Genomic DNA, 26,902 nt, shown 5'->3' with positions numbered 1-26,902 from the left:
CTCGTATTGGTCGAAGGGGATGGGGAACCTCCATGACTCACCGGATATCCCGGCGTGCCCGTGTGCTCGCGGCGAGCCTCGGCGCCGGGGTGATCGTGCCGTTCGCGGCCGCCGCCGCGCCGGCCGCCGCCGCGGCACCGCAGGTCAGCTGTACGTCGAGCAAGGCGGGCCTGGCCGTCAAATTGCAGAAGGACATCACCACGGCGCTCAGAGGCCGCGCCGGCACCGTCGCCGTCGGTCTCTACGACCGTACGGCGAAGACCACCTGCACCCTGCGGAGCAGCACGGCGTACGACTCCGCCAGCGTCGTCAAGGCCACCGTGCTGGCCACGCTGCTGTGGGACGCCAAGAAGCACAACCGGTATCTGACCAGCCGCGAGCAGACCCTCGCCACGGCCATGATCACCAAGTCGGACAACAACGCCACCAGCACGCTGTGGAAGCAGCTCGGTGTGACCAAGGTGAAAGGTTTCCTCGCCGCCGCCGGGATGACCCAGACCAAGCCGGGTGCCAACAACTACTGGGGTCTCACCCAGATCACCGTCCGGGACGAGCAGAAGCTGCTCGCGCTGCTCACCGCCAAGAACTCCGTGCTGAGCGACAACGCCCGCGCCTACGAGCTGAAGTTGATGGGCAAGGTCATCTCCTCGCAGCGCTGGGGCACCCCGGCCGGAGCGCCCTCCTCGGTCGCCGTGCACGTCAAGAACGGCTGGCTGTCGCGTGCCACGCACGGCTGGCGCGTGCACAGCATCGGCACCTTCAACGGCGCGGGCCACGACTACATGATCACCGTGCTGACGCAGGACAACAGCACCATGCAGTACGGCGTCAACACCATCCAGGCCGTCGCCAAGGCCATCCACAAGGACCTGGTGCCGACCACCTCCACGACCAGCGCGAGCGTGCTGCGCTACGTGCCCACGGCCAACCCCCAGGAAGCGATCCCGGCGGTGCCGTCCGCGGGCTGACGCTTCACGAGGCGGTCTCCCGCGCGTCACCCGGCCGTCCTACCGTGACCGGCATGCGCATGAGATCCGTACTCGCCACCGTCACCGCCGGCCTGGCGGCGGCCACCTGTGTGACCGCCGCCGCTCCGGCCGACGCCCGCAGCGGCACAGCCCCGGGCGTCCACGCCTGTTCGCCCGCCGTCTCGATCACGAGCTACTCCGACGCGCTCGACAAGACGACGTACGACGGCACCTTCGTCGGCAACCTCTCCGCGCTCGCAGTCGACCGCGGCGGCCGGATAGCCGCGCTCTCCGACCGGTCCTCGCTCTTCACCCTGGACCGCGAGACGCTGAAGCCGACGAGCGTCGTGAACCTCGTCGACGAGAAGGGCGCCGCGCTCGACTCCGAGGGCCTGGCCGTGGACTACGACGGCACCCGTCTCGTCACCTCCGAGACCGAGCCCTCCGTACGCCGCTACGAGCGCGACGGCACCCTCGTCGGAAGCCTCCCCGTACCGGACGCGCTCAAGGTCGCTCCCGCGGGCCGCGCCACCTCCAACCTGACCTTCGAAGGGCTCACGCTCCTTCCCGGCGGCCACACCCTGCTCGCCGCCATGGAGGGGTCACTGAGCGGTGACACCGCCGGCATCGTGCGCTTCCAGACCTGGGAGCGAACGCGGCACGACTTCCGGCTCTCCGCCCAGTACGGCTACCGCACCGACACCGGCCTCGGCGTCTCCGAGGCGCAGGCCACCCCCGACGGCCGCCTCCTCGTCCTGGAGCGCGGCTTCACCGCGGGCGTCGGCAACACCGTCCGCCTCTACCTCGCCGACCTCCGCCACGCCACGGACACCCGCCGTGTCGACACCCTGACCGGCCAGGACGGCGTGCGGCTCGCCCGCAAGACACTCCTCGCCGACCTCGTGAACTGTCCTTCACTGGGCGCCCAGGCCAAGCAGCCCCAGCCCAACCCCCTCCTCGACAACATCGAGGGCCTGACGAACACCGGCCGCACCCCGGACGGCCGTCTCCAGCTCCTCCTGGTCAGCGACGACAACCAGAACGCCGTCCAGACCACCCGCCTGTACTCCCTGAGCGCCCGCCTGCCACACACGGTGAACGGCTGATTATTGCGGAGGGATGAAATCCGCTTGTTTCAGCGTTGGTGTCTTCCGGTGGAGTGAGATCTACGGAAGGCACCGGCGTGGCATTCGAGCAAGGGGACAAGGGCGGCTGGGCGCAGCGGCTCGCCGGGTACGCGTGGCGGTACCCGAAGTACGTCTTGCTCGCGCTCGGCTCCTCGCTCGGAGGCATGGCGGTCCTGGCGGTCGTCCCGCTGATCACCAAGGTGATCATCGATGACGTCATCGGGAACCACAGCAGGCCCATGGCGCCCTGGGCGGGCGGGCTCATAGGCGCCGCCGTCCTCGTCTACGTCTTCACCTACATCCGCCGCTACTACGGCGGCCGCCTCGCCCTCGACGTCCAGCACGACCTGCGGACCGAGATGTACGGGACGATCACCCGGCTCGACGGACGACGCCAGGACGAGCTGTCCACCGGCCAGGTCGTCGGCCGCGCCACCAGCGACCTCCAGCTGATCCAGGGCCTGCTCTTCATGCTCCCGATGACCATCGGGAACGTGCTGCTCTTCCTGATCTCCCTCGGGATCATGGCCTCGCTCTCCCTGCCCCTCACCCTGGTCGCGCTCGCCGTCGCCCCCGCTCTCTGGGTCGTCGCCAAGCGCAGCCGCTCCAAGCTGCACCCCGCCACCTGGTACGCGCAGGCGCAGGCCGCCGCCGTGGCGGGTGTGGTCGACGGCGCCGTCAGCGGCGTACGCGTGGTGAAGGGCTTCGGGCAGGAGGAGCAGGAGACCGGGAAGCTCCGGGACGTCGGGCGGCGGCTCTTCGCGGGGCGGCTGCGGACCATCCGGCTCAACGCCAAGTACACCCCGGCCCTCCAGGCCGTGCCCGCCCTCGGCCAGGTCGCGATGCTGGCGCTGGGCGGCTGGCTCGCCGTACGGGGACAGATCACGCTCGGCACCTTCGTCGCGTTCTCCTCGTACCTCTCCCAGCTCGTGGGACCCGTACGGATGCTCGCCGTGGTCCTCACCGTCGGGCAGCAGGCCCGCGCGGGCGCCGAGCGTGTCCTCGAGCTCATCGACACCGAGCCGTCGATCAAGGACGGCACCAAGACCCTCCCGGCCGACGCGCCCGCGACCGTCGAGTTCGACGACGTGTCCTTCGCCTACGAAGACGGGCGACCGGTGCTCGACGGGCTGAGCTTCGAGATCCGTCCCGGCGAGACCCTCGCCGTGGTCGGCTCCTCCGGTTCCGGCAAGTCGACGGTCTCGCTCCTGATGCCCCGCTTCTACGACGTGACGCACGGCGCCGTCCTCATCGGCGGGCACGATGTCCGCGAGCTGACGCAGGAGTCGCTGCGCGCCGCGATCGGCCTGGTCCCCGAGGACTCCTTCCTCTTCTCCGACACCGTGCGCGCCAACATCGCCTACGGCCGCCCGGACGCCACTCAGGAGGAGATCGAGACCGCGGCCCGCGCCGCCCAGGCGGACCGTTTCATCAACGAGCTGCCCGAGGGCTACGACACCAAGGTGGGCGAGCACGGCCTCACCCTCTCCGGCGGCCAGCGCCAGCGCGTCGCCCTCGCCCGCGCCATCCTCACCGACCCCCGCCTGCTCGTCCTGGACGACGCCACCTCCGCCGTGGACGCCCGCGTCGAGCACGAGATCCACGAGGCCCTCAAGGGGGTCATGGAGGGGCGTACCACCCTCCTCATCGCCCACCGCCGCTCCACCCTCAACCTCGCCGACCGCATCGCCGTCCTCGACGGCGGCCGCCTCGCCGAGATCGGCACCCACGAGGAACTCCAGCAGCGCTCCCCGCTGTATCGCCGGCTCCTGACCGACCCGGACGAGCTGGGCGGCGTCTCGCCCGGCCACGCCCAGCCCGCCGTGCCCCAGGAGGACACCTCCGTACGGGACGAGCTGGACGCCGAGTTCGACGCCGAGCGCGGGGTCACTCCCCATCTGTGGACCGGTGACCGGGAGCCCAAGGACAACGCCCTGTCCGGCATGCCCGCCACGCCGGAACTCCTCACCCTGGTCGAGGCGCTGCCCCCGGCCACCGACACCCCCGGCATCGACGAGGCGCGTGCGGTCAGGTCCGAGGAGTCCTACGGGCTGCGCAGGCTGCTGCGCGGCTTCGGTCTCCCGCTGCTCGTCAGCCTGGGTCTCGTGGCCGTGGACGCGGGCATGAGCCTGCTGCTGCCGGTATTGATCCGGCACGGCATCGACCAGGGCGTCACCCGGATGGCGATCGGCGCGGTGTGGGCCGCCGCCGCGCTGGCGCTGGTCACCGTGCTCGTCCAGTGGTCCGCGCAGATCGGCGAGACCCGGATGACGGGCCGGACCGGCGAGCGGGTCCTCTACTCCCTCCGCCTGAAGATCTTCGCGCAGCTCCAGCGCCTCGGGCTCGACTACTACGAGCGGGAGCTGACCGGCCGGATCATGACCCGGATGACGACGGACGTCGACGCGCTGTCGACGTTCCTCCAGACGGGCCTGGTCACCGCCTTCGTCTCGGTCGTCACCTTCTTCGGCATCATGGGCGCGCTGCTGGTGATCGACGTACAGCTCGCGCTGGTCGTCTTCGTCACCCTTCCGCCGCTGGTCATCGGCACGTTCTTCTTCCGCCGGGCGAGCGTGAAGGCGTACGAACTGGCCCGCGAGCGGGTGTCGGCGGTCAACGCCGACCTCCAGGAGTCGGTCTCCGGACTGCTGATCCTGCAGGCGTTCCGGCGCGAGCGCTCGGGCAGGCAGCGGTTCGCGGAGGGCAGCGACAGCTACCGCCAGGCGCGCATCCGCGGCCAGTGGCTGATATCGATCTACTTCCCCTTCGTGCAGCTGCTGTCGTCGGTCGCGTCGGCGGCCGTGCTGATCGTGGGCGCGCACCGGGTGGACGCCGGCACCCTCACGACGGGCGCGCTGGTCGCCTACCTCCTCTACATCGACCTGTTCTTCGCGCCCGTGCAGCAGCTCTCGCAGGTCTTCGACGGCTACCAGCAGGCCACGGTCTCGCTGGGCCGCATCCAGGAACTGCTCCAGGAGCCGACCTCGACGAAGGCCGCCGACGAACCGCTGGAGGTCCCCTCCCTGCGGGGCGACATCGCTTTCGAGGACGTCGACTTCGCTTACGGCGATGACGAGGAGGCGCTCAGCGCCGTCTCGCTGAGCATCCCGGCCGGACAGACCGTCGCCTTCGTCGGCGAGACCGGCGCGGGCAAGTCCACGCTGGTGAAGCTGGTCGCCCGGTTCTACGACCCGACGGGCGGGCGGGTGACGGTCGACGGCACGGATCTGCGCTCGCTCGACCTGACCTCGTACCGGCACCGTCTCGGCGTCGTCCCCCAGGAGGCCTACCTCTTCCAGGGGACCGTCCGGGACGCCATCGCCTACGGGCGTCCCGACGCGACCGACGCCGAGGTGGAGGCCGCGGCCCGCGCGGTCGGCGCCCACGACATGATCGCCACGCTCGACGGCGGCTACCTCCACGAGGTCGCCGAGCGCGGTCGCAACCTCTCCGCCGGTCAGCGTCAGCTGATGGCGCTGGCCCGCGCCGAACTCGTGGACCCGGACGTGCTGCTCCTCGACGAGGCGACGGCGGCGCTGGACCTGGCGACGGAGGCCCTGGTCAACCAGGCCACCGACCGCCTCGCCGGCCGCCGTACGACCCTCGTCGTCGCCCACCGTCTGACGACGGCCGCCCGCGCCGACCGGGTCGTGGTCATGGACCACGGCCGCGTCGCCGAGGACGGCACCCACGACGAACTCCTCCTGCGAGGCGGCCACTACGCGGAGTTGTGGAGGACGTTCGTCGGGGCCCCGGAGGAGGAAGAGCCGGTTCCCTCATCGGCCTGAGTTTTCAGCTCTTCGCCTTGATGTCGGAGATCTTCTTCGTGGCCAGGTCCGACTGCACGGTCAGATAGGTGTACGTGGGGTGCTGGGCGGAGCCCCAGGTGAGGCGCACCGTCGACCAGGTGTGGCCCGCGCCGCTGTCTCCCGCCGTCACCTTCCACGCCCGCGGCACGTCCTGCGCGCGCAGCACTCCGTCGGCGTGCTCGCGGCTCTCCCACTTCGCCAGGCGGGTGCGGAAGTCCTTGGTCAGGTAGAAGGTGCGCAGCTGGGATCCGAGGTGACCGCTTCCCTCGTCGGTGACCGCGTCGATGTAGGCGCCGTAGAAGTCGGCCACCCGGTCGTAGGCGGGACCGTTGGCGCCGCTGCGGGCGGGTGGGGGAGCGCTGGAGCCGGCGAACGCGGGCATGGAGGCACCCGCCGTGGCGAGGAGCGCCGCGGCGACGAGCGCGCCGACGGCCGTACGGGAACGTGACGTGCGGGACATGGATGAGTACCTTTCGTTCGGTTTTCCGACCAGTTGGACACCGAACAAAGGGGTGTGGTTGCCCCAAACACGGAAGAAAACCTCGCTCGGGTGAAGGCAACCATCCGATGTACGTCCTGCGTCCGTACACCAGTACGCTGAATGGCCGGGGGAGGACGACAGTGGACCGTGGTGGTGCGATACGCCGGCGCTTGGCGCTGGGCCTTGCGGTGTTGACCGCGGCAGGGCTGATGGCGTTGATGAGTCCGGGCAGCGCGCAGGCGGCCGACTCGTACTGCTCGGGGCGCAAGGTCAGAACGCTCAGCTTCTCGACCGGCTCCGTCCAGATCTACAAGCGCGACGGCTATGTCTGCGCGATGACCGTCCCGAAGAATCAGCAGTCCCGCAAACGGACGATGTCCGTCAGCGTGCAGGCGCGCGGCAGCCGACCCGTGGTCGACCGGGGCAGCTTCTCGCACCACGCGGGCCCGGTGACCGTCCACGCGGGCCACCGCTGCATCCGCGTCAAGGGCTCGGTCGGCTCGGGTTCGGTGAGCTCGAGCTGGATCCTCTGCTGAACCGGCCGAAGCACCGCCTTCCCATAGGGTTTTCCCCATCTCCCCTGGTGCGCCTGTGAGTTGCTCCGATAGCTTCCAGCGCACATCCGTTTCACAGGGGAGTGTGCATGCGCAAGGCGCTCAGATGGCTGCTGGCGCTCACGGTGCTCATAGGCACGTTGAGCACGGCCGGGGCGGCCACCGCCGCCCAGCCGGAGACGGCACCAGGCACCACAAGCACGGACACCGACATCAAGGACAGGCTGCTCGCGATACCGGGCATGAGCCTGATCGAGGAGAAGCCGTACACCGGCTACCGCTTCTTCGTTCTGAACTACACCCAGCCGATCGACCACCGGCACCCGTCCAAGGGCACGTTCCAGCAGCGGATCACCGTGTTGCACAAGGACGTCTCCCGCCCGACGGTCTTCTACACCGGCGGCTACAACGTCTCCACGAACCCGGGCCGCCGTGAGCCCACCCAGATCGTGGACGGCAACCAGGTCTCGATGGAGTACCGCTTCTTCACCCCGTCCCGGCCCGATCCGGCCGACTGGTCGAAGCTCGACATCTGGCAGGCGGCCAGCGACCAGCACCGCATCTTCGAGGCCCTCAAGCCGATCTACCGCCAGAAGTGGCTCTCCACGGGCGGCTCGAAGGGCGGCATGACCGCCACGTACTACGAGCGCTTCTACCCGCGTGACATGGATGGCGTCGTCGCCTACGTCGCCCCCAACGACGTGGTGAACGACGAGGACTCGGCCTACGACCGCTTCTTCAGGAACGTCGGCACCAAGGAGTGCCGCGACAAGCTGAACGCCGTGCAGCGCGAGGCGCTGGTGCGGCGCGCACCGCTGGAGAAGAAGTACGAGGCGTACGCCGCCGACAACGGCTACACCTTCACCACCATCGGAAGCCTCGACAAGGCGTACGAGGCGGTCGTGCTCGACTACGTGTGGGGCTTCTGGCAGTACAGCCTGCTCTCGGACTGCGCCTCGATCCCGGCCGACGCCGCCCACGCCACCGATGACGCGATCTGGGACTCCGTCGACACCATCTCCGGCTTCTCGGCCTACACCGACCAGGGCCTGAACACGTACACGCCGTACTACTACCAGGCGGGTACGCAGCTCGGCGCGCCCACGATCCACTTCCCGGCCATCGAGAAGAAGTACATCCGCTACGGCTACCAGCCGCCGCGGAACTTCGTGCCGCGCTCGATCCCGATGAGGTTCCAGCCTTGGGCCATGGCGGACGTGGACTCCTGGGTCCGCCACCACGCCGACCACATGCTCTTCGTCTACGGCCAGAACGACCCCTGGGGCGCGGAGCGCTTCCGGCTCGGCAAGGGCGCGCGTGACTCGTACGTCTTCACCGCTCCCGGCCTGAACCACGGTGCCAACGTCGCAGGCCTCGTCCCCGACGAGAAGGCCCTCGCGACGGCCCGCATCCTGGAGTGGGCGGGTGTCGCCTCGGCGACGGTCCAGGAGAACCCGTCGGCGGCCAGGCCCCTCGCGAAGTTCGACGCGAAGCTGGACCAGCGCGACATCGAGCGCGAGCCCGCGCTGCGACCGTAACCCGGTTCACCGGCCGCGACCCGGTTCACCGGCTGCGTCCGCCCCTCGGCTACACGGGGCGGGCGCAGCCCACCGGTCTGCTGCCGCCCAGCTGGACGTAGAGGGCCGTGGACGTCGGGCACTTGGCGCGGTCGACGACCGCCGACGTCACCTTGTAGTCCGGGGGCTTCTTGCCCTTGCCGTCGCACGCGGTCTCCCGCACCTGCCCGTCACCGGAGCTGTAGACGCAGTCGCCGACGATGGTGCGGGGCCCGCCGCCTCCGCCCGGATCGCCGGGGTGCGGGGCCTCCAGCTTGCGCATGCAGGCGTAACCCTGGGGCACGACCCCGTCGCCGTTCTCGTCGGAGGCGGGCCGGGTCTCGCTGATGTGCAGCACGAAGTCCGTGGTCGCGGGGCACAGCGGCCCGTCGGCCACCTTGCCGTCGTAACGGGCGATCACCCGCGCGGCGGCCCGTTCGCTGCTGCAGGCCACCTCGGTGAAGCTGGTCGTCCCGAAGGAACTGCACTCGTCGACCGCGAGGAACACCGCCCCGTAGCCCGAGGGCTGCGTCGACGTCGTCCCCGCGCCGGGCTCGGCGCTCCCCGAGTCCGACCAGCGGTCGCACCCCGCGAGCGCGGCGAGGACCAGCAGCAGCGCGCACACCCCCCCGACGCAACGCCGACCCGACGAGCTGGCTCGCATGGCTTCCCCCCGATACCCCCGCCCAGCGTGACCCGTCGCGACGGGCACACGCCAGACATCCGGGGTGCTTTGCGCCCTTTGGGGGTGGTGCGCCGGGTGTGCGGCGTAGGGCCTGTACGCCAATCCCCACCCGGGGCGATACGTCGGCCCATACCGGACCTAGTACGTCAATCCGTACCCGATCGGATACAGCGCCTTCGTCGGGTCGTCCGCCCGCTGCACCTCCACCGGCAGCTTCCCGCGGGGCCTCGCGCTGCCCGCGATCACTCGGGCGGCGGCGCGCAGCTCGACGTCCGTCCAGGAGTAGGTCGCCAAGTAGGCGTGCACGTCGGGGAGTTGAGCCACGTCGTACGGGTTGCGGATCGCGATCGCGACCACCGGGACGCCGGTGGCGACGAGTCGCTCGACGAGGGTCTTCTGCGACCCGGTCGCCGTCACGTTGTACGTGCCGACGACGACCGCGTCCACACCCCCGGCCGCCGCCACCGCGTTGTCGATGGTCGCCGCGGAGGGCGCCGTTCCGGTGGACAGTGCCGTCGCCGTGAAACCGAGCTCGGTGAGGGCGGCCGCGAGGACGGTCGTGGGCGGTCCGTCGGTACCGGACGGCGAGGCGGGATCGGCGCCGACGACGAGGACGCGCGGGGTGCTCCGGCGTGAGAGCGGGAGCAGGCGCTCCTTGTTGACCAGCAGTGTCGTCGTGCGCTCGGCGATACGGTCGGCCGCCCTGCGGTGCGCGGCGGTGCCGACGGTGTGGTCGACGCCGGAGTCGCTGACGTACGGGTTCTCCAGCAGGCCCAGTTTGGCCTTGAGGCGCAGGACGCGCAGGACGGACTCGTCGAGGCGGGCCTCGGTGAGCTCGCCGCCGTGCACGGCGTTCAGGACCGCGTTCCAGGCCACGTGGATGGACGGCGGGTTGAGGAGCTGGTCGACACCGGCCTTGAGCGCCAGTACGGGGACGCGGTCGTCGCCGTACTTCGTCCGGACGCCCTCCATGCCGAGCGAGTCGGTCACCACGAGCCCGTCGTAGCCGAGTTCCTCGCGCAGGATGCCGGTGAGGATCGGGTGGGAGAGCGTCGCGGGGTCCCCGGACGGGTCGAGGGCCGGGACCATGATGTGGGCGGTCATGACCGAGTCGATGCCGGCGCGGACGGCGGCGCGGAAGGGCACGGCGTCGAGGGACGACCACAGTTCGCGGCTGTGCGTGATGACGGGGAAGCCGAAGTGGCTGTCGACGGCGGTGTCCCCGTGCCCCGGGAAGTGCTTCGCCGTGGCCGCGACGCCGGCGCTCTGATAGCCCTTCACCTCGGCCGTCACCAGCCCGGCCACGGCGTCCGGATCGGCGCCGAAGGAACGTACGCCGATGACCGGGTTGGCCGGGTTGACGTTCACGTCGGCGACCGGCGAGTAGTCCTGTCGGATGCCGAGGGCGCGCAGTTCGGCGCCGCCGAGGCGCCCCACCGTACGGGCGTCCTCCCGCGAGCCGCCCGCGCCCAGCGCCATCGCGCCCGGGAACAGCGTCGCGGGCTTGCCCACCCGGGCCACCGCTCCGTACTCCTGGTCGGTGGAGATGAGGACGGGCAGCCCGCGCGGCTGGTCGAGGGAGACCTTCTGGATGCCGTTCGAGAGGGCGGCGATCTGGTGCGGGTCACGGGTGTTGTGCGCCCAGGTGAAGTAGATGATCCCGCCGACGCGGTACCTGGCGATCAGCTCGGCGGCCGTCCTGACGCCGAGCTCCTCGAGGTTGGTGTCGATGTCGGCCTGGTCGGGCGCGGTGGCCGAGTGCCCGTACACCCGCATCACGAAGAGCTGGCCGACCTTCTCCTCCAGCGTCATACGGGAGACGACCGCTCGGAGTGACGATTCGTCAGGGCGGTCCGCGGCGTCCTCGGCCGCCCGGACGGGGGTGGTGCTCAGGGCCAGGGCCGCGGTGGACCCGGCGGTGGCGGCGAGAACGGTACGTCTGGTTGGCCTGGAAGACCTCGATGGCCGCACGTGCGCTCCTCCCTCGTGAAGGAAACTTCCGAGGGGCCACGAATATCCGGGAAGTTTCTTCCAGTCAAGGGTGTGCACAGTATCCCGGTGAGGGGCCGTCACCGGCGCAGTTGGAGGGGGGCGCGCCGGTGACGGCGTGCTGCCGGCCGCAGGCGGCGGAGAGGGTGGTCAGCGTTCGCAGCCAGCAGCGAGGCCGACACCGCTCTGCGGAGACTCATCCGGCAGTATGCGGATTGGACGAACCGGTGCGGGTCGGGGTTCCCCGGTTTCCGCCGGTTCGGGGAATTGGTGCCGGTGGGGCGAATGGGTGGGACGGTTCGACACCGGGCTCGCGCAGACAGGTCCATTTGGCGGACGTTCCCGCGCCTGAGCGGTTCGGGGAGCCAGCATGAGGACATGGCCGTCGTCGACATCCCCGGTTCCAAGTCCATCACCGCGCGTGCGCTCTTCCTCGCGGCGGCGGCCGACGGGGTCACGACCCTCGTACGGCCGCTCCGGTCGGACGACACGGAAGGTTTCACGGAGGGCCTGACCCGGCTCGGCTACCGCGTCGGCCGCACCCCGCACGCCTGGCAGATCGACGGCCGCCCCCAGGGCCCGGCGGCCACCGACGCCGACGTGTACTGCCGCGACGGCGCGACCACCGCCCGCTTCCTGCCGACCCTCGCCGCCGCCGGACACGGCACCTACCGCTTCGACGCCTCCCCGCAGATGCGCCGCCGCCCGCTGCTCCCGCTCACCCGCGCCCTGCGCGACCTCGGCGTCGACCTGCGGCACGACGAGGCGGAGGGCCACCATCCGCTGCGGATCGCGGCGGCCGGCGTGGAGGGCGGTGACGTGACGCTCGACGCGGGCCAGTCTTCCCAGTACCTGACCGCCCTCCTGCTGCTCGGCCCGCTGACCCGCAAGGGCCTGCGCATCACCGTCACGGACCTGGTCTCGGCGCCGTACGTGGAGATCACGCTCGCGATGATGCGGACGTTCGGCGCGTCCGTGCGCCGGGAGGGCGAGGTGTTCGTGGTCTCGCCCGGCGGCTACCGCGCCACCACCTACGCCATCGAGCCCGACGCCTCCACCGCGAGCTACTTCTTCGCCGCGGCCGCCCTGACCGGCCGCGAGGTGACGGTCCCCGGCCTGGGTACCGGCGCGCTCCAGGGCGACCTGGGCTTCGTCGACGTACTGCGGCGGATGGGGGCGCGGGTGGAAGTCGGCTCCGGCGGGACGACGGTCGCGGGCACCGGCGAACTGCGCGGCCTCACGGTCAACATGCGGGACATCTCCGACACCATGCCGACGCTGGCCGCGATCGCGCCCTTCGCCTCGGGCCCGGTCCGCATCGAGGATGTCGCCAACACACGCGTGAAGGAGTGCGACCGCCTGGACGCCTGCGCGGAGAACCTCCGGCGGCTGGGCGTGCGGGTGGAGACCGGGGCCGACTGGATCGAGATCCACCCCGGTCCGCAGCTCGTGCCGGGCGCGGACATCAAGACGTACGGTGACCACCGCATCGTCATGTCCTTCGCGGTGGCCGGACTCCGCGCGCCGGGCGGCGTCTCGTTCGACGACCCCGGCTGCGTACGGAAGACGTTCCCCGCCTTCCACGAGACCTTCGCCGCCTGGGCTGGCCCGCTGGGGTGATCAGCGGGGTGATCAGTGGGGGATGCCGTCGATCAGTTCGCGGGCGCCCTGGCGCAGCAGGGCGACGGCGACCGACGTGCCGAGCGTCGCGGCGTCGAGGCGGCCCGCCCACTCGTGGGCGTTCAGTACGGTCTTGCCGTCCGGGGTGAACACGCAGGCACGCAGGGACAGCTCGCCACTGCGGTGGGCCTTCGCGAAACCGGCGATCGGGGAGTTGCAGTGGCCCTGGAGGACGTGCAGGAACATCCGCTCCGCCGTGGCCTCGCGGTGCGTGTTCGGGTCGCCGAGGTCGCTGATCGTCTCGATCACGTCGGTGTCGCCCTCACGGCACTGGAGGGCCAGGATGCCCGCCCCGATCGGCGGCATCATCGTCTCGGGCGACAGGATCTCCGTGATCACGTCCGCCCGGCCGATCCGCTCCAGCCCCGACACCGCCAGCAGCAGCGCGTCCGCCTCGCCCGCCGCCAGCTTCTCCAGCCGCCGGTTGGCGTTCCCCCGGAACGGCACGCATTCCACGTGCGGGTGCGAGGCGGCCAGCTGAGCGCTCCGCCGTACCGACGAGGTGCCGATCCGCGTCCCCTGCGGCAGCTCGTCCAGGGTGAGCCCGTCCGGGTGCACGAGAGCGTCCCGGATGTCGTCCCGTGCCAGGAACGCGGCGAACATCGTCCCCGCCGGGAGGGGACGGTCCGCGGGGATGTCCTTCACGCAGTGCACCGCGAGATCGGCCTCACCGGCCAGCAGCGCCGCGTCGACCTCCTTGGTGAACGCGCCCTTCCCCTCGACCTTGGCCAGGTCGCCCATCCACTTGTCACCGGTCGTCTTCACGGGCACGACCTCGGTACGGATGTGCGGATGGAGCGCGCCCAACTCGGCACGGACGCGCTCCACTTGGGCCAGGGCCATGGGTGAGTCGCGGGAGACGATACGGATCAGTTCCGGTGCCGACATGCGCTCCACGATAGCCCGTCGGCAAGCGGCGGCGAGCCGTTGGACGCCCGCCCGGGCGGGTGCGCGTGTCGCCGGAACCGGCCCTAGGCGGAGTCGTTCAGCAGGCGTCCGAGGTGCTCCTGACCCGGTCCCAGCAGCTCAGGAAGCGGCGCGGCCTCCTCGTACCACCGCTTCTCGTACTCCCAGCACAGCCAGCCGTCCCAGCCCTCCCGGGAGAGGAGTTCCACACAGTCGGCGAGCGGCAGGACGCCCGCGCCGAGGGGGAGCGGGGTGGTGTCCTCGGCGGAGGCGATGTCCTTGACCTGGAGGTAGCCGAGGTAGGTGCACAGGGCCGCGTACGTCTCCGCCGGCTCCTCGCCGCCGAGCCAGGTGTGCATGACGTCCCACAGCGAGCCCACGTGGTGGTGGCCGACCAGGCCCAGGATCCTGATCGCGTCCGCGCCGGTGCGGTGCGAGTCATGGGTCTCCAGCAGGATCCGTACGCCCAGGTCGGCGGCGTACTCCGCGGCCGTGCCGAGCCGCCGAGCCGCCGTCGCGTCCGCCTCCTCGACGCTCTGCTCGGAACTCGCGCCGGGGAAGACGCGTACGAACGGGGCGCCGAGGTCGTGGGCGAGGTCGAGGAGCTCCTTGATCTCGGCGACGACGGTGTCGTCGTCGCCCGGCGCCGCCACCCGCGGGTAGCCCGCGACGCCCAGGATCTCGATGCCGCCCGTCTTGAACGCGGCGACCACCTCGGCCCGCTCGGCCGCCCCGATCCCGGGGTGCACCGGCTCCTCGGGATGCGCGCGCAGCTCCACCCCGTGGTAGCCGTGCGCGGCGGCGAGTCGTACGACGTCGGGGATGGGGAGCCCGGGTACGCCGAGCGTGGAGAAGGCCAGCTTCATGTGCATGGACCCTACTCGCGTACCGATGTCGACCGTTGTCGGTCAAAAGGAGAGTCGAAAGGAAAATCGGTGGTGGGTGGTTCAGGAGGTCCTTTTCACAAACACTACGACGTGCCCCTTGTGTCGCTAAGATGCCGAAATCGCTGGCGTACGGGGGGGCAGCATGCGACTTGATATCGAAGTGCTCGAAGACGACGGAAGACAGCTTCGCGCATTGCGGCGCTGGCTGATGCGGGATCCGGACACGGCGGGGGCGAGCCTTTCCCTGCGGGACCGTCAGGAACGACCGGGCAAGATGGGCGACGGCCTGGAACTGATCAACGTGGTGCTCAGCAACGCCGTGGGCCTCGGCGGACTGCTCCTCGCCGTCGCCAACTGGCGTCAGTCGCGTGGGAACGGGCCCGAGGTACGGGTGGAGCACCGCGGTGTCACCGTGATCGTGAGCGGAGCCGACCCGCGGCACATCGAGCAGTTGGTGCGACAGCTGTCCGGGCCGGACTCCGGGGCCGGTGACGACGTACCGGACCATGGTCTGCTCGACCGACCCCGGACATGACCGAAACCACGACCGAAACCACGACCGAAACCACGACCGGGATCACGACCGGGATCACGACTGAGACATGACCGAACTCTCGAATCCGGCCCGCAGTCGGGCCCTGCTGATCGGTGCCCACTCCTTCACCGACCCGGATCTCGAACCGCTGCCCGCGGTCGCGCGCAACCTCGACCGGCTCGCCGAACTGTTGCGTGACCGGAGCGTGTGGGGCCTGGACGCCGGTCACCTGTCCGTGCTCGCGGAACCCGACCGGGACCAGGCGCTCGGCGAGGCCGGTCGCCTGGCCGACGAGGCCGAGGACACCCTGCTCGTCTACTACGCGGGGCACGGCTTCGTGCACGACCTGTCGAACGAGCTGTATCTCGCGCTGCCCCGCACCGACCCACGCCGCCTCTACACCGCCCTGCGCTATCAGGACATCCGTGAACTGCTCCTGGGCCCCCAGGTCCGGGCCCGCCGCAAGGTCGTGATCCTCGACTGCTGCTGGAGCGGCCTCGCCCTGCACGGCGCGATGTCGGCCACGGGACTCGGCGGGCTGTCGGACATCGGCGGCACGTTCGTGCTGACCGCGACCTCGGAGACCCGGACGGCGCTCGCACCGCCGGGGGAGACGTACACGGCGTTCACCGGCGAGCTGATCGGTGCCCTCGAAAAGGGGGTTCCGGAAGCGCCGCCGCTGCTGACCATGACGACGCTGTACCGCCACCTGTACGACGCCCTCGTCGCGAAGGGGCGCCCGACACCGCAGCAGCGCAACGGCAACACGGCGGGGGCGATCGCCGTCGCCCGCAACCGCCATCGGCCGCCCGTGCCGGGGCCGGGGCCGGAGGATGCGGTGACGTCGGCGACCGAGGAAGCGTCGGTCGATCCCCCGCCTGTCGATTCGCCTTCGGCGGAGGAGCCGCCGGCCGAGAAGCCGCCGGCCGAGAAGCCGTCGGACGAGGAGCCGTCGGACGAGGACTCGTCGGCCCGGGGGCCGCGGGTTCGGTTACCGGGCCGTCGGCGCCGGCGGACCGTCGTCATGGCATCCGCCCTGGTCGTCGCGGCACTGGGCTCGCTCCCGGCGGCGTTGAACCTCATCGGCGGAGACGGATCCGACGCCGACGCCGACGCGAAGGCCAAGGGCAACCTGACGGTCACGATCGGCGTGAGCGCTCCCCTGAGTGGCGACTTCGCCAGTCTCGGCCGGGGCATCAGGGACTCGGCCGATCTGGCGGTCAAGAAGGCCAACGCCGACAACGTCGCCCCCGGCGTCACCTTCAAGGTCAGGGCTCTGGACGACAAGGGCGACCCTGCCTCGGGACGTCGGAACGCCACCGAGCTCGTCGCCGACCGCAGCGTCGTGGGAGTGGTGGGACCCCTGAACACCAGCGTGGCCCAAGCGATGCAGAAGACGTTCCACGACGCCCACCTGACCCAGATCTCGCCGTCGAACTCCGATCCGGCACTCACCTTGGGGGACGGCTGGCAGCAGGGCACGTTCGCCAGGCCGTACAACACCTACTTCCGTACGGTGGCCAATGACACGGCGCAGGCGCCCGCCGCCGCCAGGTACCTGTACGTGAAGTCCAAGCGCCGCAAGGCGTTCGTCATCGACGACAAGCAGACCTACGGCGCCTCACTGGTCCAGTCGTTCAAAAAGGCGTTCGGTGAGGAGGGTGGAGCCATCGTGGGGGAGAGCCACGTGGACGCCGGCCGGCGCGACTTCTCGACGCAGGTCTCACAGGCCGTGAACGCGGGCGCGGACGTCGTGTACTACGGAGGTTTGTACGACGCGGCGGGTCCGCTGAGCAAGCAGCTCCACGCCGCGAGTTCCGGCGTCCTGCTCGCGGGAGGGGACGGCATCTTCTCGGACACCTACGCGACCGTGGCCGGCGACGGCGCCGACGGAGACATCTGCACCATGGGCGGCGCCGTTCCCGACTCACTCCCCTCGGCCGAGACCTTCATCAAGGACTACAAGGCGGCGGGCTACAACTCTTCGTACAGCTCGTACGGCGGATATTCCTACGACGCGACCTCGGCACTGATCCAGGCCTTCAAATCCCTCCATGTCGACCCCTCCGACACCGTGCCATCGGCGAAACGCGAGAGCCTGCGGGCGGCGGTCCAGAACGTCGACTTCGACGGAGTGATGGGAAAGGTCCGATTCGACGCCAACGGCGACGCCGTGTCCCAGACGGTGACCGTCTACCGGCTCAGCGGCGGCGCCTGGAAGGCGGTGCAAGCGTGACCGGTCACTCGTGAGCGCCGTGCAGATCCAACCGCCAGTCCTGGCCCAACAGGTCCGCTCCGAACGAGCGGTGCGGTTTCTCGGCGACGAGGACGAAACCGTGGCGCTGGTAGATGCGACGGGCGGCGGAGAGCACGTCGTTGGTCCACAGGACCAGGTCCCGGTAGCCACCGTCCCGCGCGAAGTCGACGACGGCCTCGACCAGCCGGTCGCCGATGCGCAGCCTGCGCGCGTCGGGCTCGACGAGGAGGAGGCGCAGGCGGGCGGTCCCGGGCGCGTCGTCGCGTACGCACATCACGCAGCCCACCGGTCGGCCGTCCAGTTCGGCGATCCACACCCGCTCCAGGTGCGGATCGTGGTCCTCGGCGAAGTCCGCCACGATCCGGGCGACCAGGCCCTCGTAGTCGGCGTTCCAGCCGTACTCGGCGGCGTACAGCGCGGCGTTGCGCTGCACGATCCAGCCGAGGTCGCCGGGCCCGGGGTCGCGCAGGACGACGTCCTCGCGGCGGGGTGGGCGCCCGGAGGAGAGCAGCGTGCGCACGGTCAGCATCGCCTCGGCGAGCCGGGGGCGGTCGTCGGCCGGCACGGTCGCCAGCAGCGCCCCCACCGATTCCCGTGAGCGCTCGTCCAGCAGGGCCGCTGTCTGCCTGCCCTGTGCCGTGAGCGTGATGCGGCGCCGCCGCGGATCCCGCGCCGAGGGCGTCCGCTCGATCAGGCCGTCCTGCTCGAACTTGTTCAGGATGCGGCTCAGGTAACCGGCGTCCAGGGACAGTTCGCCGCGGAGGTCGGCTGCGTCGGTGCGGGGGGAGTGGGCGAGCTCGTACAGCACACGGGACTCGGTGAGGGTGTAGGGGGCGTAGAGGTGGCGGCCGTAGTCGAGGGCCCCGATGACGTTCGTGTAGAAGCGGTTGAAGGAGCGGATGTCCTGGACGGTCATGATCACTCAACCCCGGATGGTCGGCGCTGGTTGTTCGGGTCCGGCTCAGCGGCCTTGGCTGCTCGGACCTGATAGTGGTTGCTCGGACCTGATAGTTGACTCAGTCAGAGGTATGTGTCGAGCCTACGGCCTCGGCCAAGCGGGGGCAACGGTCGGGTAACTCCCCGGCAACCCCGCTCATGACTTGACCAACCCCTTTCCGCACGTTGGCCACGAGTTCATCGCACGCCTCTGCCAACCCTCGGTCGCCCCTAGGAGAGTGAAGCGGCGGGCCCGCCCCCGTGCGGGCCGTCGTTCGACTCCGGAGAGCTGGCGAAGTCTCAAGAAGGGGCAACAATGGCCGAGTTGACACGTCGTAGACTCCTGGGTTCGGCCGCGGGCGCGCTGGGCGGCGCCGCGGCACTCTCCCTCCTCCCGCCGAGCGTCCAGAAGGCCGTCGCGGCCGGGCCGCCGAAGCACGGCTCGCTCCGCGACATCGAGCACGTCGTCATGCTGATGCAGGAGAACCGGTCCTTCGACCACTACTTCGGCACCCTGTCCGGCGTCCGCGGCTTCGCCGACCCGCACGCGCTGAAGCTCGACACCGGGCGGTCGGTGTTCTACCAGCCCGACGCCGTGAACCCGAAGGGCTATCTGCTCCCCTTCCACCTCGACACCCACACGTCCAGCGCCCAGGCGATCCCGTCCACCAGCCACGCGTGGGCGGTGCAGCACGACGCGTGGAACGGCGGGAAGATGGACCGCTGGCTGCCGGCGCACCGCAAGGCGGACGGGATCAACGGGCCGTACGTGATGGGCTACTACACGCGTGAGGACATCCCGTTCCAGTTCGCGCTGGCGGAGACCTTCACGATCTGCGACCACTACTTCTGCTCGGTGTTCGGGCCGACCTGGCCCAACCGGCTGTACTGGATGACCGGCACGATCGACCCCGGCGGCACGCGGGGCGGCCCGGTCCTCGTGAACAAGGCGCCGACGCCGTACCGGTGGACGACGTACGCGGAGCGGCTGCAGGCGGCCGGGGTCAGCTGGAAGGTGTACCAGCAGGACGACGACTACGGCTGCAACATGCTGGAGCAGTTCGCGAGCTTCCGCGCGGCGGCGCCGGGGTCCGACCTGTACGAGCGTGGGGTACGCCCGCAGCCGGAGGGCACGTTCGAGGACGACGCGCGCAACGACCGGCTGCCGGCCGTGTCGTGGATCATGCCGACGAGCTTCCAGTCCGAGCACCCGGACTACCTGCCCGCCGCGGGCGCCGATTTCGTCGCGTCGAAGATCGAGGCGATCGCCTCCAACCCGAAGGTGTGGCGGAAGACCGCGTTCATCCTGAACTACGACGAGAACGACGGCCTGTTCGACCACGTACCGCCGCCGACGCCTCCGGCGGGTACGCCGGACGAGTTCGTCCAGGGACTGCCGATCGGAGGCGGCTTCCGAGTCCCCGCGATCATCGTCTCGCCATGGACGGTAGGGGGTTGGGTGGCCTCGGAGGCCTTCGACCACACCTCGGCGCTGCAGTTCCTCGAGCGCTTCACGGGGGTCGAGGAGCCCAACGTCAGTGACTGGCGGCGGTCGACGTTCGGTGACTTCACGTCGGCGTTCCGCTTCTCGCAGGGGCGTCCGCGTCCGCCGCGGCTGCCGGACGACACGGCGGAGCAGCTGGAGAAGGCGAAGGAGGAGGTCGCGACCCTTCCGAAGCCGACGCTTCCCGGTGCCGACCAGTCGTTCCCCCGACAGGAGAAGGGCCACCGCCCGCACGTGTGATCGCGGGCCCCGGTGGGTGGGTCGGGGCCGTGCCGGTACGTCGAGCCCGTCGCCGCCGGATCAGACGTGGACCGGGCAAGCGACCCGCTGCTCGATCCGAACGTAAGCGACGCGCTTGCGACGCACCGCCACGCCCCCTCCCGTGCGCCCCCGGCTGCGGGTGAGTAGGGGGTGGGGGGCAGGGGCGCAGCCCCGCCCCCCACCAGGGGCGCGGGGAACTGCGCGCCCAGCCCCCACTCACCCGCACCCGAAGAACCCGCCCCGGGGGTCTGGGGGCGGAGCCCCCAGGTAGGAATGGGACGGGTAGGGGCGGCGGGGGCGAAAACCCCACGTTCAGACCCGCGGCACCCCCGTGGACCCCCGCACCATCAACTCCCCCCGCACCGTCGCGATCCCACCCGGCGGCGGCTCCTCACGCCCCATCGCGATACGCCCGGCCCGGGCCCCCGCCTCCGACAGCGGCAACCGCACCGTCGTGAGCGCGGGGACGGCATCGATACTGAAGGGAAGGTCGTCGAAGCCGACGACGGACACGTCGTCGGGGATACGCAGTCCCGCCTCCCGCAGCGCGGCACACGCACCGAGGGCGACGGTGTCGTTGGCGGCGACGACAGCCGTCAACGACGGGTCACGGCGCAGGAGTTCGAGGGTCGCCTCGTACCCGGCGCGACGGTCGTAGCGCCCGTGCACCGTGCGGCGCGGATCGTCCTCGATGTCGTGCGCGGCGAGCGCGGCGCGGTGCCCCTCGAGGCGGTGCCGGGTCGTCGTCCGCTCCTCAGGGCCCGCGATGTAGCCGAGCCTGCGGTGGCCGAGCCCGATCAGATGCTCGGTGAGCTGCTGTCCGCCGCCCCGGTTGTCGAAGGTGAGCGCGATCGCCTCGGGGGCGTCGGGCGCGGGCGGCCGTCCGCACAGGACCACCTGGGTCCCCGCGTCCCCGAGCTTGCGCAGCTTCGCCGCGACCGCCGCCGCGTGCGGCGCGTCCTCGACGGCGCCGCCCGTCAGGACGACCGCGGCGGCGCGCTGGCGCTGAAGGAGCGTGAGGTAGGTCAGCTCACGCTCCGGGGAGCCGCCGGTGTTGCACACGACCCCGAGCCGTTCGCCGCCCGCACGTCCACCGGGCCCGCCGATCTCCGACTGGATCGCGGCCGCCATGATTCCGAAGAAGGGGTCGGCGATGTCGTTCACCAGGATGCCGACCAGGTCGGAGGTGGCGGCGGCCAGCGAACTCGCGGGCCCGTTCAGTACGTAGTCCAGGTCGTCCACCGCGCGCAGCACCCGCTCGCGCGTGGACGCCGCGACGGGATAGTTCCCGTTCAGCACCCGGGACACGGTCGCGGGCGAGACCTGCGCACGCGCCGCCACGTCCGCCAGGGTCACGGTCATCTCGTCGTCCTCCGGTCACGCATCTCGTAGCACCTCATCGTGCTTCTCGTGCTCGCTGTGCTCTTTGGCCTGCCGTACCCGTCGTGCTCGTCGTACCTGTCGTGCTCGTATTGCGCGTATTGCTCGTAGTGCTCCATCCGACCGTGCCACGCCCCCTACGTCCAGCCGTCCGGACGGTCGAACATCTCGTCGTCCGTATGGTCTTGTCCAATCGGCTCGACAGAGGCTAACTTCTTCTTGTGTAGAAAGCGCTTGCTGTCACGTTCACCAGTGGGGCGTACGCGGCGCGGAACCCGCGTACGAAGGGAATCACGTGACACGCAAGACGGTGCGAATCGCCCTGAACGGCGTGACGGGGCGCATGGGCTACCGCCAGCACCTCGTCCGCTCGATTCTCGCCCTGCGCGACCAGGGCGGCCTCGACCTCGGCGACGGCACGGTGCTGTGGCCCGAGCCGGTCCTCCTCGGCCGTCGCGAGCACGCGCTGAAGGCGCTCGCCGAGCAGCACGGCCTGGAGCACTGGTCGACGGACGTGGACGAGGTCCTCGCCGACCCGACCGTGGAGATCTACTTCGACGCCCAGGTGACCTCCGCCCGGGAGGAGGCCATCAAGAAGGCCATCGCGGCGGGCAAGCACATCTACACCGAGAAGCCCACCGCCACCGGCCTCGACGGCGCCCTGGAGCTGGCCCGCCTCGCCCACGAGAAGGGCATCAAGCACGGGGTCGTGCAGGACAAGCTCTTCCTCCCGGGGCTGCTGAAACTCAAGCGGCTCATCGACGGGGGCTTCTTCGGGCGGATCCTGTCCATCCGCGGGGAGTTCGGGTACTGGGTCTTCGAGGGCGACTGGCAGAGCGCCCAGCGGCCCTCCTGGAACTATCGCGCGGAGGACGGCGGCGGCATCGTCGTCGACATGTTCCCGCACTGGGAGTACGTGCTCCACGAGCTGTTCGGCCGGGTCACCTCCGTCCAGGCGCTCACCGCCACCCACATCCCGCAGCGCTGGGACGAGCAGGACAAGCCGTACGACGCCACGGCCGACGACGCCGCGTACGGCGTCTTCGAACTGGAGGGCGGCGCCATCGCCCAGATCAACTCCTCCTGGGCGGTGCGCGTCAACCGCGACGAGCTGGTCGAGTTCCAGGTCGACGGGACGGAGGGGTCGGCCGTCGCCGGGCTGCGCAACTGCCGCGTCCAGCACCGCTCGGCGACCCCCAAGCCGGTCTGGAACCCGGACATCCCGGCCACCTACTCCTTCCGCGACCAGTGGCAGGAGATCCCCGACAACGCCGAGTTCGACAACGGTTTCAAGGCGCAGTGGGAGCTGTTCCTGCGGCATGTGTACGCCGACGCGCCCTATCACTGGGACCTCCTCGCCGGCGCCCGCGGCGTCCAGCTCGCCGAACTGGGGCTGAAGTCCTCGGCCGAGGGCCGCCGTCTCGACGTACCGGAGATCTCGCTGTGACCCTTCGGCTGCCCGACACGAACGGCGCGTTGAGGGCCTATGAGCCGCGTGCCGTCCCGCTCGCCCTCACCACCGGCGCGCCCTTCACCTCCCGTACGGTCTTCTCGGCCGCGCACGTCGTCGCCGACCCGTTCGCGGACGTCTCGCCCGACTCGGCCGCCGCCGTCGACTGGGACGCCACCCTCGCCTTCCGCCGCCATCTGTGGTCCCACGGGCTCGGCGTCGCCGAGGCGATGGACACCGCGCAGCGCGGGATGGGCCTGGACTGGGCGGGCGCGGCCGAACTCATCCGCCGGTCCGCGGCGGAGGCGAAGGCGGTCGGGGGCCGTATCGCGTGCGGTGTCGGTACCGATCAGCTCGCCGGTCCGGCATCCCTGGAAGAGGTGCGGACGGCGTACGAGGAGCAGCTCGCCCTCGTCGAGGAGTCGGGGGCGCAGGCCATCCTCATGGCCTCCCGGGCGCTGGCGGCGACCGCGAAGGGGCCCGAGGACTACCTGGAGGTCTACGGGCATCTGCTCCGCCAGGCGGCCGAGCCCGTGATCCTGCACTGGCTCGGCCCCATGTTCGACCCCGCCCTGGAGGGCTACTGGGGATCGGGCGACCTGGACGCGGCCACGGACGTGTTCCTGGAGGTCATCGCCGCCCACCCGGACAAGGTCGACGGCATCAAGGTCTCCCTCCTCGACGCCCAGCGCGAGGTCGCCCTGCGCCGCCGCCTGCCGCAGGGCGTCCGCTGCTACACGGGTGACGACTTCAACTACCCCGAGCTGATCGCGGGCGACGAGCAGGGCTTCAGCCACGCACTGCTCGGCATCTTCGATCCGCTGGGTCCGCTCGCGGCGGAGGCGGTGCGGGTGCTCGACACGGGCGACGCGAAGGGCTTTCGCGAACTCCTCGACCCCACCGTCGAGCTCTCCCGCCACCTCTTCCAGCCCCCGACCCGGTTCTACAAGACGGGCGTCGTCCTGCTGGCGTGGCTGGCCGGGCACCAGGAACACTTCACCATGGTCGGCGGGCTGCAGTCGGCCCGCTCGCTGCCGCACTTCGCGCGGGCGTACGAGCTGGCGGACACCCTGGGCCTGTTCCCGAACCCGGAGCTCGCCGAGACCCGGATGAAGACTCTGCTGGCCCTGTACGGAGTGACCTCATGACCGGCCTCGCCCGTTTCTCCATCAACCAGATGACGGTCAAGCAGCTGTCGATGCCCGAACTGGTCGAGTCCTGCCTCGAGCTGGGGATCCCGGGCGTCGGACTCTGGCGTGAACCCGTCCAGTCGTACGGCCTCGACGCCACCGCCAAACTCGTCCGCGACGCCGGTCTGGCGGTCACCACGCTCTGCCGTGGCGGCTTCTTCACGGCGATCGACCCGCGGGAGCGGGCCCGCGCCCTGGACGACAACCGCGCGGCCGTCGACGAGGCCGCGACCCTCGGCACCGACACCCTGGTCCTGGTCTCCGGGGGGCTGCCGGCCGGTTCGAAGGACCTGCACGGCGCGCGGGAGCGGATCGTTGACGCGCTGGGGGAGCTGGGCCCGTACGCCGCCGAGCGGGGCGTACGCCTGGCCATCGAGCCCCTCCACCCGATGTACGCCGCCGACCGCTGCGTCGTCTCCACCCTCGCCCAGGCCCTGGACCTCGCGGAACGCTTCCCCGCGGACCAGGTGGGCGTCACCGTCGACACGTACCACATCTGGTGGGACGACACCGCCCCCGCCCAGATCGCCCGCGCGGGCGCGGCGGGCCGCATCCACACCTTCCAACTCGCCGACTGGACCACCCCGCTGCCCGAGGGCGTCCTCAACGGTCGTGGCCAGATCGGCGACGGTTCGATCGACATGCGGGAGTGGCGCTCGTACGTCGAGGCGGCGGGCTACTCCGGCCCCATCGAGGTCGAACTGTTCAACGACGAGCTGTGGGCGCGAGACGGGCGCGAGGTGCTGGCGGAGACGGCGGCGCGATTCGTGGAGCACGCGGGGTAGCCCGTCGGCGGCCGCTGTCACCTCTTGGTCACTTCTTGCGTGCCGCCCGCTTGCTGAGGACCGTCAGTACGACCGGGACGAGCATCTCGATGACACGGGTGACCGTGGCCGCCGGGATGCCCGTCTTCTTGGCGACGGCGTTCGCGACCGGCTTGCTCACCTTGGCCAGCACCCCGGCCATCAGACCGCCGGTGGCGAACCCGCCCAGGGTGGACACGCCCTGGAGCGGGGCCTCCTCCTCGGGCGCCGCCGCGGCCTCCTCCTGTACGGGGCCGGCGAGTGCCGAGACCGTGGTTCCGACCACCTCCTGGGCGCCCGCCGTGTCGGTCCCCAGCAGCCCCGCGATCTCTTGGAGCCTGTCGTCGCCCAGTTCACCGAGCACGTCGTCCTCGAAGGAGGAAGCGGATTCACTCATGCCGGAAAGCATCCCGAAAGAATCTCGGAAGGCCGTGCAACCCTTCCCCCACCCCGCGTGTCGTACTTGGCATCAGGACTTCTGGAGGGGGATCTGGGGGGATCGCGGGGGTTCTGATGTTGGAGGGGAAATCCGAGGGGCCTGGTCGACGGACCGGGCCCCTCGAAGCATGTTGGGCACCGGGCCGAACCTGTCGCACACCGGGCTAGAAGAACACCCCGCACCGCAGCAGCACGTTCGCGTACGGCCGTGCCTCTCCCGTGCGGACGATCAGCTTCGCGCCCGCCGACAGTGACTTCAGTTCCTCGTGGGGGACCGTCGACAGGGTGGGGAAACGGGCGTCCAGCAGGGCCGTCGCCTCCGGGTTCGTCCCGCGGACCTCGTGCGCGGCCGTGGCGCCCTCCACCACGAGTTCCTCCAGCAGTCCGTCGAGCACCTCGGCGAAGGACGGCACCCCGGCCCGGAAGGCCAGGTCCACGACGCGCGGACCGGCGGGGATGGGCATCCCGGCATCGCAGACGAGCACCCCGTCCCCGTGGCCCAGCTCGGCCAGCGCGCCCGAGAGATGGCGGTTCAGGATTCCGGCCTTCTTCACAGCGACGCGACCTCCTCCGCCGTCGGGAAGGACTCCTGCGCGCCGGCGCGGGTGACCGCCACGGCACCGACGCGGGCGGCGTACGCGGCCGCCTCGGCGAGCGGCTCGTCGAGCCCGAGCCGCCACGCCAGCGCCGCCGTGAACGCGTCCCCCGCGCCCGTCGTGTCCACCGTCTCCACCTTCACCGACGGCACCCGCGCGGCGCCCTCGGCGGAGGCCACCAGCGCGCCCCGCGCGCCCAGCGTGATCACCACCGAGCGCGGGCCGAGGGCGAGCAGGGCGGACGCCCAGTCCTCCGGGGAGTCCCCGAGATCCGTGCCGACGATCACCCGCGCCTCGTGCTCGTTCACGATCAGCGGATCGCAGGCCGCGAGCACCTCGGCGGGCAGCGCGCGCGGCGGCGACGGGTTCAGTACGAAACGGCTGCCGGGAGCGAGATTCCGTACGACCTCCACGACCGTCTCCAACGGGATCTCCAGCTGCGCCGAGACCACACGGGAGGCCGCCAGGAGGTTTCCGGCGGACCGTACGTCCTCGGGCGTGAGGCGGCCGTTGGCACCGGGCGAGACCACGATGCTGTTGTCCCCGGAGGGATCCACCGTGATGAGCGCGACCCCGGTCGGCGCCCCGCCGACGAGCACGCCCGCCGTGTCGACCCCGGCCGCCCGCTGCGAGTCGAGCAGCAGCCGCCCGTGCGCGTCGTCGCCGACCCGGGCCAGCAGCGCCGTACGGGCTCCGAGGCGGCCGGCGGCGACCGCCTGGTTGGCGCCCTTGCCGCCCGGGTGGACGACGAGGTCGGAGCCGAGCACCGTCTCGCCGGCCGCGGGCCGCCGCTCGACGCCGATCACCAGGTCGGCGTTGGCCGAACCCACGACCAGCAGGTCGTAGTCGTACATGAACTTTCTCCCTATGAAGGTGAGTCGAAGCAACAGGGCGAGCCGCCCGGCGGCGC

Annotated in this window: 22 protein-coding genes; 12 read left to right on the top strand and 10 right to left on the bottom strand. The window is 70.8% G+C overall.

Annotated elements, in window-relative coordinates:
* Nucleotides 1-32: 32 nt before the first annotated feature.
* The 3 genes from OG798_RS21825 (at nt 33) to OG798_RS21815 (ending at nt 5,883) form a co-directional block, all read left to right on the top strand.
* Nucleotides 33-968 carry a serine hydrolase gene (locus OG798_RS21825; protein ID WP_095854524.1) on the top strand — a complete coding sequence of 312 codons (936 nt, stop codon included), beginning with the start codon at nt 33-35 and terminating at the stop codon, nt 966-968.
* 53 nt (nt 969-1,021) lie between these two features.
* Nucleotides 1,022-2,074, top strand: coding sequence for an esterase-like activity of phytase family protein (locus tag OG798_RS21820; RefSeq protein ID WP_328757557.1), 1,053 nt, complete (start codon nt 1,022-1,024; stop codon nt 2,072-2,074).
* A gap of 77 nt (nt 2,075-2,151) precedes the next feature.
* Nucleotides 2,152-5,883 (top strand): ABC transporter ATP-binding protein, encoded by a 3,732-nt coding sequence (locus OG798_RS21815; RefSeq protein WP_328757556.1) that lies wholly within the window; start codon nt 2,152-2,154, stop codon nt 5,881-5,883.
* 4 nt (nt 5,884-5,887) lie between these two features.
* Here the strand turns inward: OG798_RS21815 and OG798_RS21810 are convergent, their stop codons facing one another.
* Complete coding sequence (locus tag OG798_RS21810; RefSeq protein ID WP_121416066.1) at nt 5,888-6,364, bottom strand: hypothetical protein; 477 nt, start codon at nt 6,362-6,364, stop codon at nt 5,888-5,890.
* Between the two features lie 230 nt (nt 6,365-6,594).
* Between OG798_RS21810 and OG798_RS21805 the strand changes: the two genes are divergently transcribed.
* Nucleotides 6,595-6,921, top strand: a complete 327-nt coding sequence (locus OG798_RS21805) for a hypothetical protein (protein ID WP_373559075.1) — start codon at nt 6,595-6,597, stop codon at nt 6,919-6,921.
* A gap of 107 nt (nt 6,922-7,028) precedes the next feature.
* The gene (locus OG798_RS21800; protein ID WP_121416067.1) at nt 7,029-8,477 is read left to right on the top strand and encodes a S28 family serine protease; all 1,449 of its coding nucleotides are present in this window, start codon (nt 7,029-7,031) and stop codon (nt 8,475-8,477) included.
* 49 nt (nt 8,478-8,526) lie between these two features.
* Here OG798_RS21800 and OG798_RS21795 read toward each other — a convergent pair whose 3' ends face one another.
* Entirely contained in the window at nt 8,527-9,159 is a 633-nt protein-coding gene (locus tag OG798_RS21795) for a hypothetical protein (RefSeq protein WP_095854528.1), read from the bottom strand.
* A gap of 159 nt (nt 9,160-9,318) precedes the next feature.
* The gene (locus tag OG798_RS21790; RefSeq protein WP_097225811.1) at nt 9,319-11,151 is read right to left on the bottom strand and encodes a glycoside hydrolase family 3 protein; all 1,833 of its coding nucleotides are present in this window, start codon (nt 11,149-11,151) and stop codon (nt 9,319-9,321) included.
* 396 nt (nt 11,152-11,547) lie between these two features.
* Here OG798_RS21790 and aroA point away from each other — a divergent pair, with 396 nt between their 5' ends.
* Nucleotides 11,548-12,789: a 3-phosphoshikimate 1-carboxyvinyltransferase gene (aroA, locus tag OG798_RS21785; RefSeq protein WP_097225812.1), complete on the top strand. Its 1,242-nt coding sequence runs from the start codon at nt 11,548-11,550 to the stop codon at nt 12,787-12,789.
* Between the two features lie 12 nt (nt 12,790-12,801).
* On the opposite strand, the gene hemC is transcribed toward aroA, so the two are convergent.
* Together hemC and OG798_RS21775 are read right to left on the bottom strand one after the other, a co-directional pair.
* On the bottom strand, nt 12,802-13,737 hold the full coding sequence (gene hemC / locus OG798_RS21780; RefSeq protein WP_267061866.1) for a hydroxymethylbilane synthase: 936 nt from the start codon (nt 13,735-13,737) through the stop codon (nt 12,802-12,804).
* A gap of 83 nt (nt 13,738-13,820) precedes the next feature.
* Entirely contained in the window at nt 13,821-14,621 is an 801-nt protein-coding gene (locus OG798_RS21775; protein ID WP_328760059.1) for a sugar phosphate isomerase/epimerase family protein, read from the bottom strand.
* A 163-nt stretch (nt 14,622-14,784) separates the two neighbouring features.
* Between OG798_RS21775 and OG798_RS21770 the strand changes: the two genes are divergently transcribed.
* Nucleotides 14,785-15,177, top strand: coding sequence for an effector-associated constant component EACC1 (locus OG798_RS21770; RefSeq protein ID WP_328757554.1), 393 nt, complete (start codon nt 14,785-14,787; stop codon nt 15,175-15,177).
* 67 nt (nt 15,178-15,244) lie between these two features.
* Nucleotides 15,245-17,413, top strand: a complete 2,169-nt coding sequence (locus OG798_RS21765; protein ID WP_328757553.1) for a caspase, EACC1-associated type — start codon at nt 15,245-15,247, stop codon at nt 17,411-17,413.
* Nucleotides 17,414-17,417: 4 nt separating this feature from the next.
* Here OG798_RS21765 and OG798_RS21760 read toward each other — a convergent pair whose 3' ends face one another.
* Nucleotides 17,418-18,350, bottom strand: a complete 933-nt coding sequence (locus OG798_RS21760; protein WP_328757552.1) for a bifunctional helix-turn-helix transcriptional regulator/GNAT family N-acetyltransferase — start codon at nt 18,348-18,350, stop codon at nt 17,418-17,420.
* Between the two features lie 336 nt (nt 18,351-18,686).
* On the opposite strand from OG798_RS21760, the gene OG798_RS21755 reads away from it, so the two are divergent.
* Nucleotides 18,687-20,114 carry an alkaline phosphatase family protein gene (locus OG798_RS21755; protein ID WP_328757551.1) on the top strand — a complete coding sequence of 476 codons (1,428 nt, stop codon included), beginning with the start codon at nt 18,687-18,689 and terminating at the stop codon, nt 20,112-20,114.
* A 333-nt stretch (nt 20,115-20,447) separates the two neighbouring features.
* Here the strand turns inward: OG798_RS21755 and OG798_RS21750 are convergent, their stop codons facing one another.
* Nucleotides 20,448-21,497: a LacI family DNA-binding transcriptional regulator gene (locus OG798_RS21750; protein WP_099922543.1), complete on the bottom strand. Its 1,050-nt coding sequence runs from the start codon at nt 21,495-21,497 to the stop codon at nt 20,448-20,450.
* A gap of 313 nt (nt 21,498-21,810) precedes the next feature.
* Between OG798_RS21750 and OG798_RS21745 the strand changes: the two genes are divergently transcribed.
* From OG798_RS21745 to OG798_RS21735, 3 genes are read left to right on the top strand one after another with little or no spacing between them, the layout of a single operon-like run.
* Nucleotides 21,811-22,962 carry a Gfo/Idh/MocA family protein gene (locus tag OG798_RS21745; protein ID WP_095854537.1) on the top strand — a complete coding sequence of 384 codons (1,152 nt, stop codon included), beginning with the start codon at nt 21,811-21,813 and terminating at the stop codon, nt 22,960-22,962.
* Nucleotides 22,959-24,113, top strand: a complete 1,155-nt coding sequence (locus tag OG798_RS21740) for a dihydrodipicolinate synthase family protein (RefSeq protein WP_121416074.1) — start codon at nt 22,959-22,961, stop codon at nt 24,111-24,113. The genes OG798_RS21745 and OG798_RS21740 overlap by 4 nt, the downstream gene beginning before the upstream one ends.
* On the top strand, nt 24,110-24,940 hold the full coding sequence (locus tag OG798_RS21735) for a sugar phosphate isomerase/epimerase family protein (protein WP_267061860.1): 831 nt from the start codon (nt 24,110-24,112) through the stop codon (nt 24,938-24,940). The genes OG798_RS21740 and OG798_RS21735 overlap by 4 nt, the downstream gene beginning before the upstream one ends.
* Before the next feature lie 28 nt (nt 24,941-24,968).
* Here the strand turns inward: OG798_RS21735 and OG798_RS21730 are convergent, their stop codons facing one another.
* From OG798_RS21730 to OG798_RS21720, 3 genes are all read right to left on the bottom strand, one after another.
* The gene (locus tag OG798_RS21730) at nt 24,969-25,355 is read right to left on the bottom strand and encodes a DUF937 domain-containing protein (protein ID WP_095858058.1); all 387 of its coding nucleotides are present in this window, start codon (nt 25,353-25,355) and stop codon (nt 24,969-24,971) included.
* A 205-nt stretch (nt 25,356-25,560) separates the two neighbouring features.
* Complete coding sequence (rbsD, locus tag OG798_RS21725; protein ID WP_095854540.1) at nt 25,561-25,950, bottom strand: D-ribose pyranase; 390 nt, start codon at nt 25,948-25,950, stop codon at nt 25,561-25,563.
* Nucleotides 25,947-26,846, bottom strand: coding sequence for a ribokinase (locus OG798_RS21720; protein WP_267061858.1), 900 nt, complete (start codon nt 26,844-26,846; stop codon nt 25,947-25,949). The genes rbsD and OG798_RS21720 overlap by 4 nt, the downstream gene beginning before the upstream one ends.
* Between the last annotated feature and the right edge of the window lie 56 nt (nt 26,847-26,902).

Origin of the sequence: Streptomyces sp. NBC_00271 (assembly GCF_036178845.1) — a bacterium.
Taxonomy (GTDB): domain Bacteria; phylum Actinomycetota; class Actinomycetes; order Streptomycetales; family Streptomycetaceae; genus Streptomyces.
The sequence above is the reverse complement of the archived record's forward strand: the minus strand, read 5'-3'. Positions and strand labels throughout refer to the sequence as shown.